Here is a 15,978-nt window from a genome sequence, read left to right as displayed (position 1 = left end):
CCGTGAGCATGCTCGCCGACGTCGAGGGTGAGGCCCCGCTTTCGGTCGGCGAGCTTCTTCATCTGGTCTCCGGTTCCTTCGAACGCGACTTCTCGCACCTTCTCGTCACCGGTGAGCTCGGCGCGATCAACCGCGCGGCGAGCGGTCATCTGTACTTCACTCTTTCCGACAGCTCGGCGTGCATCGACTGCGTGATGTGGCGCGGCGACACGTTCCGCCTCGCATTCCAGCCGCGCCAGGGCGACGAAGTTCTCGTGCGCGGTCGCATGGGCGTATTCGCGCGCAGCGGCCGCATGCAGCTGTACGCGACCGCGATGAAGCCGGTCGGTGCGGGCGCCGCGCAGAAGGCGTTCGAGCTGCTGCGCGCGCGTCTGGCCGCCGAAGGGCTGTTTGCGGCCGAGCGCAAGCGCGCGCTTCCGTTCCTGCCGTCGGTCATCGGCCTCGTCACGTCGCGCACCGGCGCAGCGGTTCACGACGTGATCGTCACGCTGCGGCGGCGATGTCCCGGCGTGCGCGTCATTCTGTCGTCGTCGGTGGTGCAGGGCGGCGATGCGCCGCGCAGCATCGTCGCCGCACTCGCCAGGCTTGCCGAATGCGAGCTCTGCGAGGTCATCATTGTCGGGCGCGGCGGCGGCGCCGCCGAGGATCTCGCCGCGTTCAACGACGAGGCCGTCGTGCGCGCGGTCGCGGCGTTTCCGGTTCCGGTTGTCTCCGCGGTCGGCCACGAAGTGGACGTCTCGCTGTGCGATCTGGTCGCCGACCTGCGCGCGGCGACACCGACCGCGGCGGCCGAAGCCGTGGTGCCCGTGCGCGCCGAGCTGCTGTCGGCGGTGGAGACGGCGGCGCATCGCCTGCGCTCGGCGATGCAGCGCCGCCTTGCCGAGCTTCGCCTCGGCGTCGATGCGACCGGCGGCCGCCTGCGGCATCCGGCCGCGCGCATTGCCGAGCTCAGGCAGCAGGCCGACCGCTTTGCAGCGCATCTCGAGCGGGCGCTTCGCACGCGAGCCACCGATGCCGCGCGCCGCCTTGCCCGGCTTTCCGCGTCACTCGATGCACTGAGTCCGCTTGCGGTGCTCGAGCGCGGCTATAGCCTCGCTGCCGACGCGAACGGACACCTCGTGCGGGACGCATCCGAGCTCAGCGCCGGAGATACCATCGAGCTGCGCTTTCATCGCGGCCGGGCCGGCGCGCGAATCCTGTGGCAACAGCCGGCGCCGGCGACAGGTCAGACGCCGGCGGCGCAGACTGTTCAAGAGACCGCCAGGCAAACTGCGCAGCCGGCGGACGACGCGCCGGCGCCGGACAAACGGCGCGACGACAGAAGGGAGAATTGAGAATGCGAAAGTGGATCGTGATGGCGGCTTCGGTGCTGGCGCTCGCGCTGCTCGTCCCCCGCTCGAATGCAGCCGACGATGTAGCAGGCGTCGACGGAAAGCCGCTGCCGTATTACGTCGCGATGGATCCGCCGATCGTCTATCCCGGTGCGATCATCCGGCTGCAGGTTCGGCCGCCGGCTGGTGCCAACGGCGGCAGCGTCTTCATTGCCGGTCGCCGCTACTTCGGCCAGATCGAGGACGGCTTGTTCGTTGCGTACTTCGCGGTCGACATCGATACGCTGCCCGGGCCGTACGAGCTGTACTACGACGTCGGCTCGCGCCACGGCATGCGCGTCGTCACCGTTCGTGCCCGGCGCATGGACGAGGAAGGCCGCGGCGAGCGCACGATTTCGAAGGAAGATCTCAAGGTCGAGGAGCTCGTACGCTCGCACCCGCGCCTGGTCTCGCTGTGGAATCGCACGACGCTCGAACGCTACTGGAACGGTGCGTTCCAGACCCCGTCGAACGGACGCATGACCGCCACGTTTGCGATGCGCAAGACGAGCGAGACGTCGCTCGGCCTGCCGCATACCGGAGTCGACCTCGCGGCGCAGGGAGACGTCGTCGCGTCCAACGTCGGAACCGTCGCGCTCGTTGCCGAAGGAGCAGGATCGCGAATGGTCGTCATCGACCACGGCTTCGGTCTGTACACCTACTATTCCGGGCTCGGCGAAGTGCTGGTCAGCGAAGGTCAGTGGATTCGCCGCGGCACGCACATCGGTCGCATGACCGGAGGGACGCTGCATTTCGGTGCGAGGCTTGCCGGTGCACAGGTCGATCCGGTTAGTCTTCCCGGCATCACGCTCAAAGTCCCCGAGCTCACCGGCGAGAAGCGCGCCCCGAAAGAAGAAAAAGACAAGACGAGCGACTACGACTACTGATGACGGCCGTCGCATCGGACGGGACATGCGCGACGGCCTGATCACCGGCCGTAGAATCGACGGGCTGCTCGTCGCAGGCGGACGTTCGCGGCGCTTCGGTTCCGACAAGCGGCGCGTATCGCTGGCCGGGCGAACGCTCGCCGAGCGCAGCCTTGCTCTTCTTCGTGCTACCGTCGACGGCGAGGTCTTCGTCGCAGGCTACGGCGCATTCGATCATCCGGTGCGGGCAACGTTCGTTGCCGACGCGGATGCCGGCGCCGGACCGCTCGGCGGCCTGGTCGGCGCGCTCCTTCATGCACGCTTCGGAGTGCTCGTCATGCCGTGCGATGCACCGCTCGTGCGCGCCGACACGCTTCGCGCGGTCGCAAAGCTGGGCCGAACCAGCGGCCGGGCCATCGTCGTGCGCAGCCATCGCGGGCTCGAGCCGCTGGTCGCATTCTATCCGCGCCGGGTTTTGCCGTTCCTTGCCGCTGGGCTAAGGGAAGGAAACCGGGCGCTTCACCGGCTCGTCGTTCGCATCGGTGCGCTCGAGATCGGCGCGCCGGATCCGCGCGAGATGCACAACGTCAACCGCCCGCAGGATCTTGAACGCGTTGCCTCCCGGATCGGCTGAATCAGGAACACCATGGCCAACGACACCAAGGGCGAAGACAATCCGGACTTCGAGCGCACGATGAGCGAGCTCGAAGAAACCGTTCGCCGGCTCGAGGCCGGCGAGCTTCCGCTCGAAGAGTCGCTGGCCGCATTCGAAAAAGGAATCGCGCTCGTGCGCGCGCTTCACACGAGGCTCGACGCCGTGCAGACGCGCATCGACGAGCTCACGCAGGGAGCCGACGGCTCGACTTCGGCGACGCCGTTTGCCGCTTCCGGAAAACGCGGCGCAGCGGGTTCGGGCGACGAGGACGACGAGGTCATCGACTGATGTCCGGCGCCGCGTCGCGACAGGCGACAGTTACCGCTCGCCTGGCCGCGATCGTCGAAGAAGCCCTTTCGTCCGCGCTGCCCGCGCTCGATTCCAAAGGCGCGGAAGGGTTCGGAGTCGACCGTCTGGTCGAGTCGATGCGCTACTCGCTGCGCACGCCCGGCAAACGCATCCGGCCGCTCTTGCTGCTTGCGGTCGCCGAAAGCCTCGGCACGCCGGCATCGAAGCTTGCGCGCTTCGCGGCGGGCCTCGAAATGATCCACGCCTATTCGCTGATCCACGACGACCTGCCGGCGATGGACGACGACGATCTTCGCCGCGGCATGCCGACCAACCATGTCGTCTATGGTGACGGGATGGCGATTCTCGCCGGCGATGCGCTGTTGACCGAAGCGTTCGTCGTCATGCTCGAGCCCGTGGCCGAGGCGAGGCTGCAGGCGCGGGCGATCCAGGAAATCGCGCGCGCAGCCGGACGCGAAGGAATGGTCGGTGGCCAGGCCGCCGACCTCATGGCCGATGCGATCCACGGCGGTCGCCTCCACAATGAAGGCGCGGTGGCTTCCGTCGTGCGGGCCGCTGCGCCCGCACGCGAGGTCGAGCTGCTGCAGGCGATCCACGCGCGCAAGACCGGTGCGCTCCTTCGCGTGGCCGCGCGCGCCGGCGCACTTCTGGCCGGTGCCGGCGAAAGCGATCTCGCGTGCCTGACCGAGTTCGGTACGCGCTTCGGGCTCGCGTTCCAGATCGCCGACGACATCAAGGACGAGACGGCGCCGACCGCGGTGACCGGAAAGCGCGAAGGCGGCGATCGCCTGTCGGGCAAGCTCACCTATCCGGCGCTTTTCGGAATCGACGGATCGCATGCGTTGCTGCAGGACGAGCTTGCGGCGGCGGTCGAATCGCTGGCGGCATTTTCGCGCGATGCGACTTCGATCATCCAGGTTGCGACCGATGCGGTCGCGACGGCAACCGATCTCGCCGGAGCGTAGCCTGGCTTCGCGTGTTCGAGCCGACGATCGCCTGGTTGCGCTCGGTCTTGCCGATACGCGTGCCGAGGCCGCGCGCCTCGTGCTCGCCGGTCTCGTCCTCGAAGGAACGCGCCGCATCGACAAGGCGGGCGAGCAGGTGGCGATCGACGCCGCGCTGACGGTGCGTGCGCGCGGACGTTTCGTCTCCCGCGGCGGCGACAAGCTCGATGCCGCGCTCGAGCATTTTCGCATCGATGTCGAGGGGGCGATCTGTCTCGACGCCGGCTGTTCGACCGGCGGCTTCACCGACTGCCTGCTGCAGCGCGGAGCGGCGCGTGTTTACGCGGTCGACGTCGGTTACGGCCAGTTCGCGTGGTCGCTGCGGGGCGATCCGCGCGTCGTGCTGATGGAAAGGACCAACGTGCGAAGCATCGATCCGGCTCTGCTCGAGCCTCGACCGAACATCGTGGTCGCCGATCTCTCGTTCGTATCGCTCGCCGCCATTCTGCCGTCCCTCATCGCGCTGGCGGCGCCGGCGGCGCGTTTCGTGCTGCTCGTAAAGCCGCAGTTCGAAGTCGCCGCGACCGACACCGATCGCGGCGTCGTCGTCTCCGAGGAGGTCCGTTTGCGTGCGCTCGAGAGCGCCGTCGAAGCAGCGCGAAAAGCCGGTCTTCACGTGATCGGCACGATCGAATCCCCGCTTCGCGGCGCGCAGGGCAACGTCGAGTATCTGCTCGCGGCGTCGCGCGAGCGTTGATCGATCCGGCGGTCGAGCCGGTGACATTACCGCTGGCTGATGCGTTCGCGGGCGCTACTCGCTCGCGGTGTCCGGGTGGTCTTCGGATTCGTCTGGCTCTTCGCCGGTGTCGGCGGGCGGATTCGTGCTGTACGGCCGGCCGCCGTAGCGTCCGTTCGATTCCGCAGCCGCGCGACCGTCCGGATGGCGCGACTCCGCGCCCGGATACCCGGGCCGCGACGAAGCGGCAGCTTGCGAAGATTTGTGAGCGTCGCTCTGCTGGACTCCACGCGAGCTCGGTTGGCCTTCGCGGGGTTGAAACGTCTTTCGCGGATCCGATTTCGGCTGGGGAGGCGGCGACTGGACTTGCGGCTCTGGCTGCGGCGACTGCTGAGCATCCGGCGAAAAAGCGGATTTCGCCGAATCCTGCGCGCCGGAATCTTTCTTGTGGCCGGCCCATGCCGCCGGCACCACGCAACAGGCGACGAGAAGCGCAAGGCCGCACCGACCGCCCAGTTTACGGCCAACGCCGGGAACGCTGGTTTTTCGTGGCATCGTTTTGTCCTGTGAATCGCTGCTTCGAAGAGGAACGCAGTCCGGCGCGCTCGAGGCTCCGGAGTAATCTTTGTCACACGCGAACGAAGCCGACTATCTACGCGCGACAGCCTTGCCGCAAGTCGTGCGCCGAGCACGCCCGCACGGCGAGCGCGAAACCGTCGCGATGGTATGCAGGTCGGCGGCCCGGATTTGTCATCGGTCACCATGACCCTCCGCGCTCGAACCGTGCCTTGATGCCGGCGCACGACGCACAAGCTGCCCGCATCGGTCGGGTTTCGTTCGACGCACTGGCAAGTGCCCGCAATGATACTGGCCGGTCGATCTGCTGGAGAGATGCAAATGTACGAACACCGACATGAGGCGCTGCTTCCGATTGCCGCTTTCGTTCGAAGGCTGCTGGTGCACCTGGCGACGGCGCTGGGCCTTATCCTGGGGTCGCTGGCTGGAGGAATGGCAGGCTACGTGCACTTCGAAAAGCTTTCGTGGATCGACGCGTTCCTGAACGTGACGATGCTGCTCGGCGGCATGGGTCCGGTGAACCCGCCGCAGACCGACGGTGGGAAGCTCTTCGCGGGATGCTTCGCACTGTACGCGGGACTGGTCTTCGTCGCGGTAACTGCGCTGATGCTTTCGCCCGTGGTTCATCGTGTGATGCACCGATTTCACTGGAACGAAGAACGCGACGCGAGCTGACCCGGTCTAACGGCGCGGTCGCTGCACCGCGGCCACGCACCACGCTGCCGACAGCCTCAACCGATCGCAACCCACACGCCGGCAACGACCATTGCTGCACCGGTCATGCGCCCGCCGAACGCCCCGAACGGCGCAAGTTTTTCGAGCAGTACCAGAATCGTGATCGTCGTGATCGCCGCGAGGCTCATCACGCCCGCTGCAAACAGCAGCAGCATCAGCGCCCAGCAGCACCCGATACAGTAGATGCCGTAGTCGAGACCCATGCGCAGCGCACCGGCAATGCCGGGACGCCAGCGCTGCGACAGCGCGATCATCGGCGAGCGGCAGTTCTCGAGGCACGCGCTCTTGAGCGGCGTCCACTGGTAGATGCCCGCCAGAGCCAGCAGGAAGCCGCTCATCGGTGCGCTCGCCGACTCCATCATCGGCGAAAGAAGCTTTGCTTCGGAAAGCAACCACTGCAGCACCGTTACGGCGGCGCTGAACAGTGTCCACGCAACGAGATAGCCGCCGGCGAATGCGTAGGTGCGGGCAACCGGGCGGTCGGGCTGGGTGCGGCGGCGCACGATCGTCGCAAAGGTGAGTACGGCCGGGATCGCGCTCGGGAGCATCATCGCTGCCATCATCACGGTCCACATGAGGAACATGAGCGCGCCGTAGCGCACCGTCCAGTGGTCCTGCATCATCCACGATGCAAGGCCGCTCATGCTGCCGTACATGTCGCGGGCTGCCGGAACGACGTAGAGCCACGACAGCGCCGCCACGAGCACGACGCCGGCAAGGATGAAACGGCGATCGCGCCGGGAAGACGAGTCCGCAGCCGAAGCGTCGTCTGCTACGGAATCAGGCGATGCGCGTCCCATCCGACTTTGGCCAGATGCGCATGCGATGCGCGCAGGTCGAGCGAGATCGGCCCGCTCGTTTTCGTGGTGCCGCTCGCGTACTCGGCGGTCTTGTACTCGAAGCCGTCGGGCAGGGTCACCTGCGCGCGATGGGCCACGCCGCTCATCGGGTTGCGGATCGGCTCGATTTTGGTCTCGATGAGCCCTGCAACCGAGAGCCGTGCGACTCTCGAGTCGAGATCGCATTCGATCTCGACGGGCGCCCAGACCGGCGGCACTGCGTTCGGCGCCATCGCCGCAAAGATCTGGAAGTACGTGCCTTCGTCCGACTCGCGGCCGGAAGCGATGGCTTCGAGTGCCGCGCGCTGCGCAGGCGTCGCGCGCGCCTCACCGAAAACCTGCATGCGGCCGTTGCCTTCGTGAACGGCGCCTGGCCACCAGACGAGGAAGCCCCAGTTCAGGCCGTCGAGCGTCGTCCCGTCGAAATTTCCCTTGTCGATGCGCATCGCCCAGACGGCTTCGCATTGCCCGGTGGTAGGCAGTGCGTTGAACTGGCACGGGCAGCCCCATGCGCAGTTGCAGTTGGCGATCTCGATTCCATGGATTTGCCAGTCTTTCATCGCAGCCTCCGCAAAGATCCGCCGTGCGGATCACGCGGGATCGTTGTTGACGACACCAGCCGTCAGCACAAGCGCACGCGCAGGTTCCGCGAAGCGCACCGGCTCACCGGAGTGTGTCGCTGGACTGGGAACCCTGCGCTTCGCATTCTTCGTGACCGTGACCACGCACCCATGCATTTCCGATTCTCTCGTCGTCGATCCGGATGGCAACGCTGCCGGCCGCTATCGCACGCACCTTTCGGGCGACTGGAACGCGCCGATCTATCCGAGCGGCGGGGTGACCACGGCACTCGGCCTTGCAGCGCTCGAAGCCGAGCTCGACCAGCCCCACCAGCGGCTTCGATCGTTTTCGACGATGTTCGTCTCCACCGTCGGCGGCGGCGACATCGAGATCGACGTCACGCGGCTTCGCGTCGGCAACCGCATGTCGCAGCTTCAGGCCAACGTGCGCACTCCCGGCAGCGAAGGCGCCGGACATCTGGTGACGGCTGCGTTCGGAGAGACGCGCGACGGGTTCGACTACGCGTATTCGAAGCCGCCCGACGCGGGGCCGCCGCTCGACTATCCGGAGCCTGCCACGCCGCCGGCGGGCGCGCCGACGTTCAACCCGTCGTTCTTTTCGAACGTCGAGACCCGGCGCATCAAATCGTTCTCGTCGTTCGAGACCGGGTGGAAAGGAGGCGACGCGGAGGCGATCCGCTGGATCCGCTATCGCACGCGTCCGAAGATCACTGACGGAAGGATCGACCCCATCGTTCTCGTGCCGCTTGCCGACACGATGCCGATCGCGATCGGCCAGTACCACGGTCCCGGCTATCCGTTCTTTCACGCGCCGAGCGTCGACATCTCGATGCGGTTTTTTTCGGACACAGACGACGAATGGTTCCTGACGCGCGTCGTGAGCCACTGGGCCGGCGACGGGTACGCGTCGGCCGAGGTCACGATGTGGGACAGTCGCCGGCGCCTCGTCGCACACGCCGTCCAGATGATGCTGATCCGCTTTCCGACGCCCGAGCAGCTCGGCATCCGCAGGTAAATCGCGGCGCGCGGCTGCCGAAGCGATCGGCGTAGCGGACGTACCGTCGCGTGCAGCGCATTTGCCGGCGGAAACCGATCGACGAGTCCGTGGCGGAAAGCTAGATTCCACCGCGGGGAGGGCCGCGAATCATGAATCACTTTTCCACCATTCATTTCGCATCCGTACAGGCTCTCGTCGCGGCCGCGATGCAGATTGCATTTGCGGCGTCGGCGGCGGCGCAGACCGACGATCACCTGAAATGCTTCAAGATCAAGGACGCGACGACGTTCGACAGTGCCGCGGTCGACCTCGACGCGAGCACGGCGGGCTTCGGGCTCGAAGGCTGCACCATCAAGGGCCGCGCGAAGGAATTCTGCGTGCCCGCAGGAAAAACGGTCACGTCGATCACGGGCGGGTCGGTGATCACGCTCGACGGCGAAGAGCTGGCGTACAGCAGGCTCTGCTACCGGCTCAAGTGTCCGGCATCGGAGATCGCGCCCGTTGTCGTGACCGACCAGTTCGGTTCGCGCACGATCGCAGGCTTCAAGGCGGTCGAGCTGTGTACACCGGCGGTCTTCGGAGGTCCGCCGGAGGAATCGCTCGATGATACGTTCGACGGCACGAGTCTCGACCCGTCGTGGACGGTTCTTCATCCGGGGCTCGTCACGATCAGCGTATCCGGTGGTGCGCTGCACCTGACGCCGACCGTGAGCGGCGGCGGCAACGTCTGGTACCAGGCCGGAGAAGGCCCGCTCGTGTACAAGGAAGTGACCGGCGACTTCGACGTAACGGCGACGCTCACGGTCCGCGATCCGTCGATGACGTCGAATCCTCCACCGCCCGAATACCGGTTCGCAGGAATTCTCGCGCGCGATCCCGCCGCCGGCCCGGTCAATACGGTGCATACGGCGATGGGCGCGGGCAGCAACGTTCAGGGCACGTGCTACGAGTACAAATCGACCGACGATTCGGTCAGCACGTGGGCTGCGACACCATCGGGAACCGCGAGCGGCCAGGTCCGCCTGCGGCGCAGCGGCGCGACGATCGAAATGTACTGGCGCGCAACGTCCGGCGATTCGTGGACGATGATTCACTCGTTCAACCGGCCGGATCTCGCGGCAACGCTCCAGGTAGGGCCGATGGTCTATGCGGTCGATTCCCCGCCGTCGATCGAGGCCCTGTTCGACGACATCGTGTTCCAGTAGCGGCGACCGCGCGTCGCGTGCGAAACCCGCGACGGCACCGTTTGCCGCGACGCCGCTCAGTGAAACATCGCGTCGTGGAAATGATACAGCGCGAGCGACGCGACTCCGCCGACGGCGATCCCGATCCACGGCAGCTCGCCCGGCACCAGCTTTCCGCGTCCGGTTGCGATTGCGGCAAACGGCACCAGCGAGGTCTCGGCGTAGAACTCATCGAGCACGCCCTTTTCGGTGACACGCTTGCGCGCATCCTGGTGCATGCATCCGAAAAGCCCGACGAGAAAGATGCCGCCGAAGAACAGCACGTCGTTGACGAACCCGTTGACCACGCAGTGGGCGAGTCCCCAGATCCCGATGTTCATGAACAGCGGATGGCGCGTGATGCGCGTCAGGCCTCGCGCGCGCGTCGTGGTGCGCGGCCCGATGCTTGCGGGGCTCGGCTGCACGAGCGCGGCGAGCGCGAGCGTGAACGAGAGCCACGCAACGCCGAGCGCAACGGCATGAACGACCGGCACGCTGCGCAGGTTCCACAGCATCGCACCGCCGTGGATCCCCCGCAGGTAAGCCATCACCAGCGGCACGAACGTCGCGAACGAAACCACGGTGTAAATGCCGAGATACGCTCCTTCTCCGAGCGCGGCCACGAGGCGCGGCCGCACGCGAAGTGAGGCCATTCCCATATGGGTTGCGGCAAATGCGAGAATCCACAGGACGATCTGCTCGGTGGACGTCACGACGGACCTCCCGGGGTGCTGCAAGGGCACGTTGACTTCGGCGGCGGCCCGACGATAATCGCGCGAAATCCCTTAAGGAAGTGCAATGGCAAGAGTAACCGTCGAAGACTGTCTCGAGAGAGTGGAAAACCGTTTCCTGCTTGCCACCGTGGCCGTGCGCCGCGCCAAGCAGCTGCTGCGCGGCTCCAGGCCGCTCGTCGAGACGGAAAACAAGGAAGTCGTCACGTCGCTTCGTGAGATTGCCGCCGGCGTCGTCTCGCCGGTATCGGATCCGACCAAGGCCTAGCCCGGCTGGCCGGCCGCGCAAGCGAAACCGGTCCGGGCATCGCCTGAGGCCGCTCGTACGTCGCATGGCCGCTCGCAAACCCGCCTCTTCCAAAGCTTCCTCCGCAAAGGAAACGCCGGCCGCAGCGGCAACACCGTCTGCAGGCAAGGCCCCGGCTTCCGTCAAAAGCGCCGACCGCCGCCGAAAGTCTTCCGCAGCTTCGCAAGTCGACAACAAGCCTGACGAGACCGACGAGGCTCGCGAAACCGCAGACGCCGGCGAAGCGCTCGAAGCCGAGCCGGAAGTCCTCGAATCCGAGCTCATCGATGCCGAATTCGGCGACGCGGACACGCCCGACATCGACGAGATCGAAATTTCCGCCGATGACGGCGCGCTGCCGGTTCCGGCCGGCAAGGACCAGCCGGCGATCGCGCCGACGGATTCGCTCGCACGCTACCTTTCCGAGATCCGCACGTATCCGGTGCTTTCGCGCGAAGAAGAACACGAGATCGCGCTACGCTACTTCCATCACCACGACGCCGATGCGGCCGTCAAGCTGGTGACGGCCAACCTGAGGCTCGTCGTGATCGTCGCACGCGAATACCAGCGGGCGTTCCACAACCTTCTCGACCTCATCCAGGAAGGCAACGTCGGGCTTCTCGAAGCCGTCAAGCAGTTCGATCCGTACCGCGGCGTGCGCTTTCCGTCGTATGCCGTGTGGTGGATCCGCGCGTACGTCATCCGCTACGTGATGAACAACTTCCGGCTCGTCAAGGTCGGCACCACGCAGGCGCAGCGCCGCCTGTTCTTCAACCTGAAGAAGGAAAAGGCGCGCCTCGAGTCGCTCGGATTCACGCCGTCGGCCAAGCAGATCGCCGATGTGCTCGGCGTCAAGGAAAAAGAAGTCATCGAGATGGACCAGCGGCTGGCGAGCTCGTCGGAAGTCTCGGTCGAAACCCCGCTCGGTCACGACGGCGGCACCGGCACGATGCTCGATCTGCTGCCTGCGCCCGGCCACAGCGCCGAGCAGGACGTATCCGATGGCGAGTTCTACGCTCTGATGAAGGAGAAGATCGAGGAGTTCGGTTCGCGCCTGAAAGGCCGCGAGGCCGAAATCTATCGCGAGCGGCTCGTGGCCGAGGATCCGCTGACCCTGCAGGAGCTCGGCGATCGCTACGGGGTGAGCCGCGAGCGCGTGCGACAGATGGAGGCCGCCGTCAAGAAAAAGCTCCGCGAGTACCTCGTCGCCGAGGTGCGAGACCTCGACGAGGAAATGGTGCGCTGATGGCCGGCGTGGTAGGCTCGTCCGAGTGCGCGACCATCTGACCGCCGCTTTTGCCGTCATCGGCAACGAAATCCTCTCGGGCAAGGTCACCGACATCAATACGCCGTTCCTCGCGCGCGAGCTGAGGAGCCTCGGCGTATCGCTCGAACGCGTCGTGGTCGTACCGGACGACGTCGAGAAGATCGCGACCGACGTCTTCGACCTTTCCGAGCGCTACGACGTCGTGTTCACGTCGGGCGGAGTGGGGCCGACTCACGACGACATCACGATGGACGGAGTGGCGGCCGCGTTCGGCCTGCGCCTGGTCGAGCACATCGAGCTGCGGCGTGCGATCGAGAACTTCGTCGGCAGCCGCGTCAACGCGGCGCATCTGAAGATGGCGCAGATTCCCGACGGCGCCGAGCTGATCGTCGACGACAAGCTCGCGTTTCCGACGGTGCTCGTCCGCAACGTGTACATTCTTCCCGGGATCCCGGAGCTTTTTCAGGCCAAGATCCTCTCGTTGCGCGATCGCTTCGTGGTAAGGCCGTATTTTCTCCGGCAGGTTCTCGTTCGCGACAACGAGACGCGAATCGCCGAGTTTCTCAACGCCACGCTGACGGCGTTTCCCGACCTGCTGCTCGGCTCGTATCCGAAGCTTTCCGACCCGAACTACCGTGTCCGGCTGACGCTCGAGTCCAAGGACGAGTCCTATCTCGAGCGCGCACTGGCCGACCTCGTAGAACGCCTCCCCGCCGGCTGCGTGTTTCGCGTAGAGAGCTGACAGGCTCTCGTTGACACATAGAGAGCTGAGAAGCTCTCGTTCAGATAGAGAGCTGAGAAGCTCTCGTTCAAATGGAGAGCTGACAAGCTCTCGTTCCGATAAAAAGCTGATAGACTCTCATTCATCAGATGGCGAGCCGACGAGCTCTCGTCCCGGTCCTGTTCATTCCTGTACAGGCCCTTGCTGCGAAGCGACGGAATGGCAGTCTGGGGCGGTCCAGCCAACGGCCGGCGAGCGCAGAGCCGGTCCCAGCCCCCGCGGCACCCGTGCCGGGCAGTGGCAGCGACGAGGAAAGAGGAAGTGGTGTGGAGGCAGCGATGAAACACAACAGAACGAATCGATTTGCCGTGGCCGTGCTGGCTGCGGTTCTCGCGTGGGTGGCTCCGGCGACGGATGCCCATGCAGCGCAGACCAAGGAAGCCGGCTCGGACTTCGGCATCGGAATGGTGGCCGTGCTGGCCAACGTGGTCTACATGCCGGTCAAGGTCACGTACGGAATTCTCGGCGGCGTGACGGGCGGATTTGCGTATGTGCTCTCGGGAGCCAACCGCGACGTAGCCGACGGAGTCTGGGTGCCGTCGCTCGGCGGCGACTACGTGCTGACGACCGACATGATGACCGGCCGCGAGCGGGTACATTTCAACGGCGTTCGAGGCCGCCCGGCAAGCGAGGACAAGGACGGCCGTCTCGGTGATACCGGCTCCAGCGCCTCGTTCTGATACCGGCCGCAGCGGCCGAACCACCCACGCTTTCGATCGCCCGAAGCCGACGCCCGGCCAGTCGGACGGGCGCCTGCCGGTTTGTCTGGCGGTCGCAATCGGTCTAGCTTCGCGCCGATGGCGCCTGCCGCGACCGCAGCAGGGCCGTTAAATCTCTGAAGCAAACCCGGCGCCCGCTGCGCCGTCTTTGAGGACCGCCCATGAAGCACCATGCACGTCTGTTCGTCATTGCCGCCGCACTCGTCTCGGTAGCGACATTCTCCGGCTGCGACGCGATCTCCGGATACTTCCGCGCCAAGAATGCCGCCGTAAAGTGGGAAGGCCCGATCGAGGAGATCGCCGCCGCCGACATCAAGAAGGACGGCAAAGTCTTCACGATCCACATGGAATCGCGCATCGATGCGCCGCCCGACAAGGTCTGGGCCGCCATGAAGCACCCCGAGCTGCTCTCCAAGAACAGCGAGCAGTACAAGAAGAGCGATATCCTCAAGGACGAAGGCAACCACAAGGAGCTCGAGCTGCACGTGATGGCGCTCGACAACCTCCAGCAGCTCACGGTGGCGATGGACTTCGACGACGCCGCCAAGACGCTCAAGATCAAGACCCTGACGTCGACGATTGCCGACATCGAGGGCACCTACACGCTGACCGGCTCGCCTGACGGAACCAAGTCGCTGTACACGTACGACGCCAAGCAGACCGACAAGATTGCGCTTCCGATCTCCGAGGACGTGCAGCGCAGCGCCATCAAGGAAAGCTTCGTCAACCAGGTCCGGGCGATCAAGAAGCAGACGAGCTGATTCCCTTCGTCCGACGGACACCTTGCGAGGCCGTCTCCCACCGGGGACGGCCTCGCGTTTTTTCTGCATGAAAGTTCTACGAGCCGAGTTCCGCGCCGCCGCGACGACGATTGCGTCCATGCCTGCGGCCGTTCATCCGGAAGTCGCGGTGGCCGGTCGCTCGAACGTCGGCAAGTCGTCGCTGCTCAACACGATGACCGGGCGGCGCGGGCTGGCGCGCACCAGCCGCACGCCAGGCTGCACGCGCGGCCTCATGTTCTTCGATATCAATGATGCGTTCACGCTCGTCGACCTGCCGGGGTACGGCTACGCGAGCCGCTCGCAGACCGAGCGCGCCGCCTGGAAGAAACTGATCGAGCGTTTCCTTTCCACGCGCCAGGAGCTGGCGGGCGTGCTGATTCTTGTCGACGTTCGCCGCGGACCCGAAGACGAAGAATACGAGCTGGCCGCATATCTCGATTCGGTCGGGCTTCCGTACGCGTTCGTCGCGACCAAGGCCGACAAGCTCAAAAGATCGGCGCTCGCCCGGCAGCTCGCCGGGATCCGCGCGGCGGTCGCGCCGGCGGTCGTCATGGCGACGTCGTCGGAGAGCGGCACTGGCATCGATGCGCTGTGGCGCTGGATCAAGGCGGCCATCGAGACCGAGCCGGAAGAGATCTCGGCGACCGCGGAGAACGAGCCGGAGCTCGACGAATAGTGGCCGCAGACCTGTGGGCGGCGCTCCGGCCGACGCAATGGATCAAGAACGGGTTCGTGCTGATCGCGCTGGTGTTCTCGCTGCATCTCGGCGACAGCGCCGCCGTCGCCCGCACCCTTGCCGGCTTCATCGTGTTCTGCCTGGCGTCGAGCTCGGCTTGCGTGTGGAACGACCTGTTCGAGACGAGCGGTGACGGTCATCACGTCCGCATACGCTCGCGGCCGATTCCCGCCGGCCGGATCTCGTCGTCGAGCGCGACGGCGCTCGCGGTCGGGCTGGCATCGGCGGCGCTTGCCGGGGCCGGCGCGATCGGACTTCCGATGGTGATGTGCGTGTCGGCGTTTCTCGCGCTCGAGGCGGCCTACACCCTGAAGCTCAAGCACATTCCGGTCATCGACGTAGTGACGATTGCGGGCGGATTCGTGCTGCGGACCGCCGCCGGTGTAGTGACGGCCGGCGCGCACATGTCGGCCTGGCTCTTCCTTGCGACTTTTCTGCTGGCGATGTTCCTCGCGCTCGCCAACCGGCGCGCGGAGCTCGACCCGCGGGGTGCGAATGCGTCGGCCGACCGGCCGGCGCCTGAGCTTTACCTGCGGGTTCCCCTCGATGCGCTGCTGGTGCTGTCGGCGCTGCTGGTGGTCATGATCTATACGCAATACACGCTCAGCACCGAGGTCGCCCAGCGTCTCGGCACCAGCCGGCTCTATCTCACCGTGCCTTTTGTGGTCTGCGGTGTTTTTCGATACCTCTTCCTCATATACGGCCGCGACCAGGGCGGGAACCCGACGGAAGCACTCCTCGGCGATATGCCGCTGCTCGGCGCGGTGGCGCTGTGGGCCGCGACCGTGGTTGTCCTCATCTACTCCTGAAAGGGTGGCCAGCAGACAAACCGGCCGGCCGGCTTG

Annotated in this window: 19 protein-coding genes; 16 read left to right on the top strand and 3 right to left on the bottom strand. The window is 66.0% G+C overall.

Going from position 1 to position 15,978, the window contains the following annotated elements; translation table 11 throughout:
* Nucleotides 1-8 precede the first annotated feature (8 nt).
* The 7 genes from xseA (at nt 9) to VN634_11895 (ending at nt 6,131) form a co-directional block, all read left to right on the top strand.
* On the top strand, nt 9-1,334 hold the full coding sequence (gene xseA, locus VN634_11925; GenBank protein ID HXC51587.1) for an exodeoxyribonuclease VII large subunit: 1,326 nt from the start codon (nt 9-11) through the stop codon (nt 1,332-1,334).
* A gap of 2 nt (nt 1,335-1,336) precedes the next feature.
* Nucleotides 1,337-2,257, top strand: coding sequence for a M23 family metallopeptidase (locus VN634_11920; GenBank protein HXC51586.1), 921 nt, complete (start codon nt 1,337-1,339; stop codon nt 2,255-2,257).
* Nucleotides 2,258-2,282: 25 nt separating this feature from the next.
* Nucleotides 2,283-2,870 carry a molybdenum cofactor guanylyltransferase gene (locus VN634_11915; GenBank protein ID HXC51585.1) on the top strand — a complete coding sequence of 196 codons (588 nt, stop codon included), beginning with the start codon at nt 2,283-2,285 and terminating at the stop codon, nt 2,868-2,870.
* A gap of 12 nt (nt 2,871-2,882) precedes the next feature.
* The gene (xseB, locus tag VN634_11910; GenBank protein HXC51584.1) at nt 2,883-3,179 is read left to right on the top strand and encodes an exodeoxyribonuclease VII small subunit; all 297 of its coding nucleotides are present in this window, start codon (nt 2,883-2,885) and stop codon (nt 3,177-3,179) included.
* A complete protein-coding gene (locus tag VN634_11905; protein HXC51583.1) occupies nt 3,179-4,165 on the top strand; it encodes a farnesyl diphosphate synthase in 987 nt (328 codons plus the stop codon). Before xseB ends, VN634_11905 begins: the two co-directional genes overlap by 1 nt.
* On the top strand, nt 4,128-4,901 hold the full coding sequence (locus VN634_11900) for a TlyA family RNA methyltransferase (protein HXC51582.1): 774 nt from the start codon (nt 4,128-4,130) through the stop codon (nt 4,899-4,901). Before VN634_11905 ends, VN634_11900 begins: the two co-directional genes overlap by 38 nt.
* 876 nt (nt 4,902-5,777) lie before the next feature.
* Nucleotides 5,778-6,131, top strand: coding sequence for a hypothetical protein (locus VN634_11895; protein ID HXC51581.1), 354 nt, complete (start codon nt 5,778-5,780; stop codon nt 6,129-6,131).
* A 56-nt stretch (nt 6,132-6,187) separates the two neighbouring features.
* Here the strand turns inward: VN634_11895 and VN634_11890 are convergent, their stop codons facing one another.
* Both VN634_11890 and VN634_11885 read right to left on the bottom strand, forming a co-directional pair.
* Nucleotides 6,188-6,991 (bottom strand): DUF2182 domain-containing protein, encoded by an 804-nt coding sequence (locus VN634_11890; protein ID HXC51580.1) that lies wholly within the window; start codon nt 6,989-6,991, stop codon nt 6,188-6,190.
* The gene (locus tag VN634_11885) at nt 6,964-7,590 is read right to left on the bottom strand and encodes a DUF1326 domain-containing protein (protein HXC51579.1); all 627 of its coding nucleotides are present in this window, start codon (nt 7,588-7,590) and stop codon (nt 6,964-6,966) included. The genes VN634_11890 and VN634_11885 overlap by 28 nt, the downstream gene beginning before the upstream one ends.
* Nucleotides 7,591-7,636: 46 nt before the next feature.
* On the opposite strand from VN634_11885, the gene VN634_11880 reads away from it, so the two are divergent.
* Together VN634_11880 and VN634_11875 are read left to right on the top strand one after the other, a co-directional pair.
* The gene (locus VN634_11880; GenBank protein ID HXC51578.1) at nt 7,637-8,626 is read left to right on the top strand and encodes a thioesterase family protein; all 990 of its coding nucleotides are present in this window, start codon (nt 7,637-7,639) and stop codon (nt 8,624-8,626) included.
* 131 nt (nt 8,627-8,757) lie between these two features.
* A complete protein-coding gene (locus VN634_11875; protein ID HXC51577.1) occupies nt 8,758-9,813 on the top strand; it encodes a hypothetical protein in 1,056 nt (351 codons plus the stop codon).
* Between the two features lie 56 nt (nt 9,814-9,869).
* On the opposite strand, the gene VN634_11870 is transcribed toward VN634_11875, so the two are convergent.
* Nucleotides 9,870-10,544: an NnrU family protein gene (locus VN634_11870; protein HXC51576.1), complete on the bottom strand. Its 675-nt coding sequence runs from the start codon at nt 10,542-10,544 to the stop codon at nt 9,870-9,872.
* A gap of 85 nt (nt 10,545-10,629) precedes the next feature.
* Between VN634_11870 and rpoZ the strand changes: the two genes are divergently transcribed.
* From rpoZ to VN634_11835, 7 genes are all read left to right on the top strand, one after another.
* Nucleotides 10,630-10,830 carry a DNA-directed RNA polymerase subunit omega gene (rpoZ, locus tag VN634_11865; protein HXC51575.1) on the top strand — a complete coding sequence of 67 codons (201 nt, stop codon included), beginning with the start codon at nt 10,630-10,632 and terminating at the stop codon, nt 10,828-10,830.
* Between the two features lie 64 nt (nt 10,831-10,894).
* A complete protein-coding gene (locus VN634_11860; protein HXC51574.1) occupies nt 10,895-12,094 on the top strand; it encodes an RNA polymerase factor sigma-32 in 1,200 nt (399 codons plus the stop codon).
* Between the two features lie 25 nt (nt 12,095-12,119).
* Nucleotides 12,120-12,857, top strand: coding sequence for a molybdopterin-binding protein (locus VN634_11855; protein ID HXC51573.1), 738 nt, complete (start codon nt 12,120-12,122; stop codon nt 12,855-12,857).
* A gap of 317 nt (nt 12,858-13,174) precedes the next feature.
* On the top strand, nt 13,175-13,576 hold the full coding sequence (locus VN634_11850) for a hypothetical protein (GenBank protein ID HXC51572.1): 402 nt from the start codon (nt 13,175-13,177) through the stop codon (nt 13,574-13,576).
* Between the two features lie 200 nt (nt 13,577-13,776).
* Nucleotides 13,777-14,376, top strand: a complete 600-nt coding sequence (locus tag VN634_11845) for an SRPBCC family protein (protein HXC51571.1) — start codon at nt 13,777-13,779, stop codon at nt 14,374-14,376.
* Nucleotides 14,377-14,443: 67 nt separating this feature from the next.
* Nucleotides 14,444-15,073 carry a ribosome biogenesis GTP-binding protein YihA/YsxC gene (gene yihA, locus VN634_11840; GenBank protein ID HXC51570.1) on the top strand — a complete coding sequence of 210 codons (630 nt, stop codon included), beginning with the start codon at nt 14,444-14,446 and terminating at the stop codon, nt 15,071-15,073.
* Nucleotides 15,073-15,942: a UbiA prenyltransferase family protein gene (locus VN634_11835; protein ID HXC51569.1), complete on the top strand. Its 870-nt coding sequence runs from the start codon at nt 15,073-15,075 to the stop codon at nt 15,940-15,942. Before yihA ends, VN634_11835 begins: the two co-directional genes overlap by 1 nt.
* Nucleotides 15,943-15,978: the final 36 nt, after the last annotated feature.

The sequence above is a fragment of the Candidatus Limnocylindrales bacterium genome (genome assembly GCA_035571835.1).
GTDB lineage: Bacteria > Desulfobacterota > Binatia > UBA1149 > CAITLU01 > DATNBU01.
The sequence above is the reverse complement of the archived record's forward strand: the minus strand, read 5'-3'. Positions and strand labels throughout refer to the sequence as shown.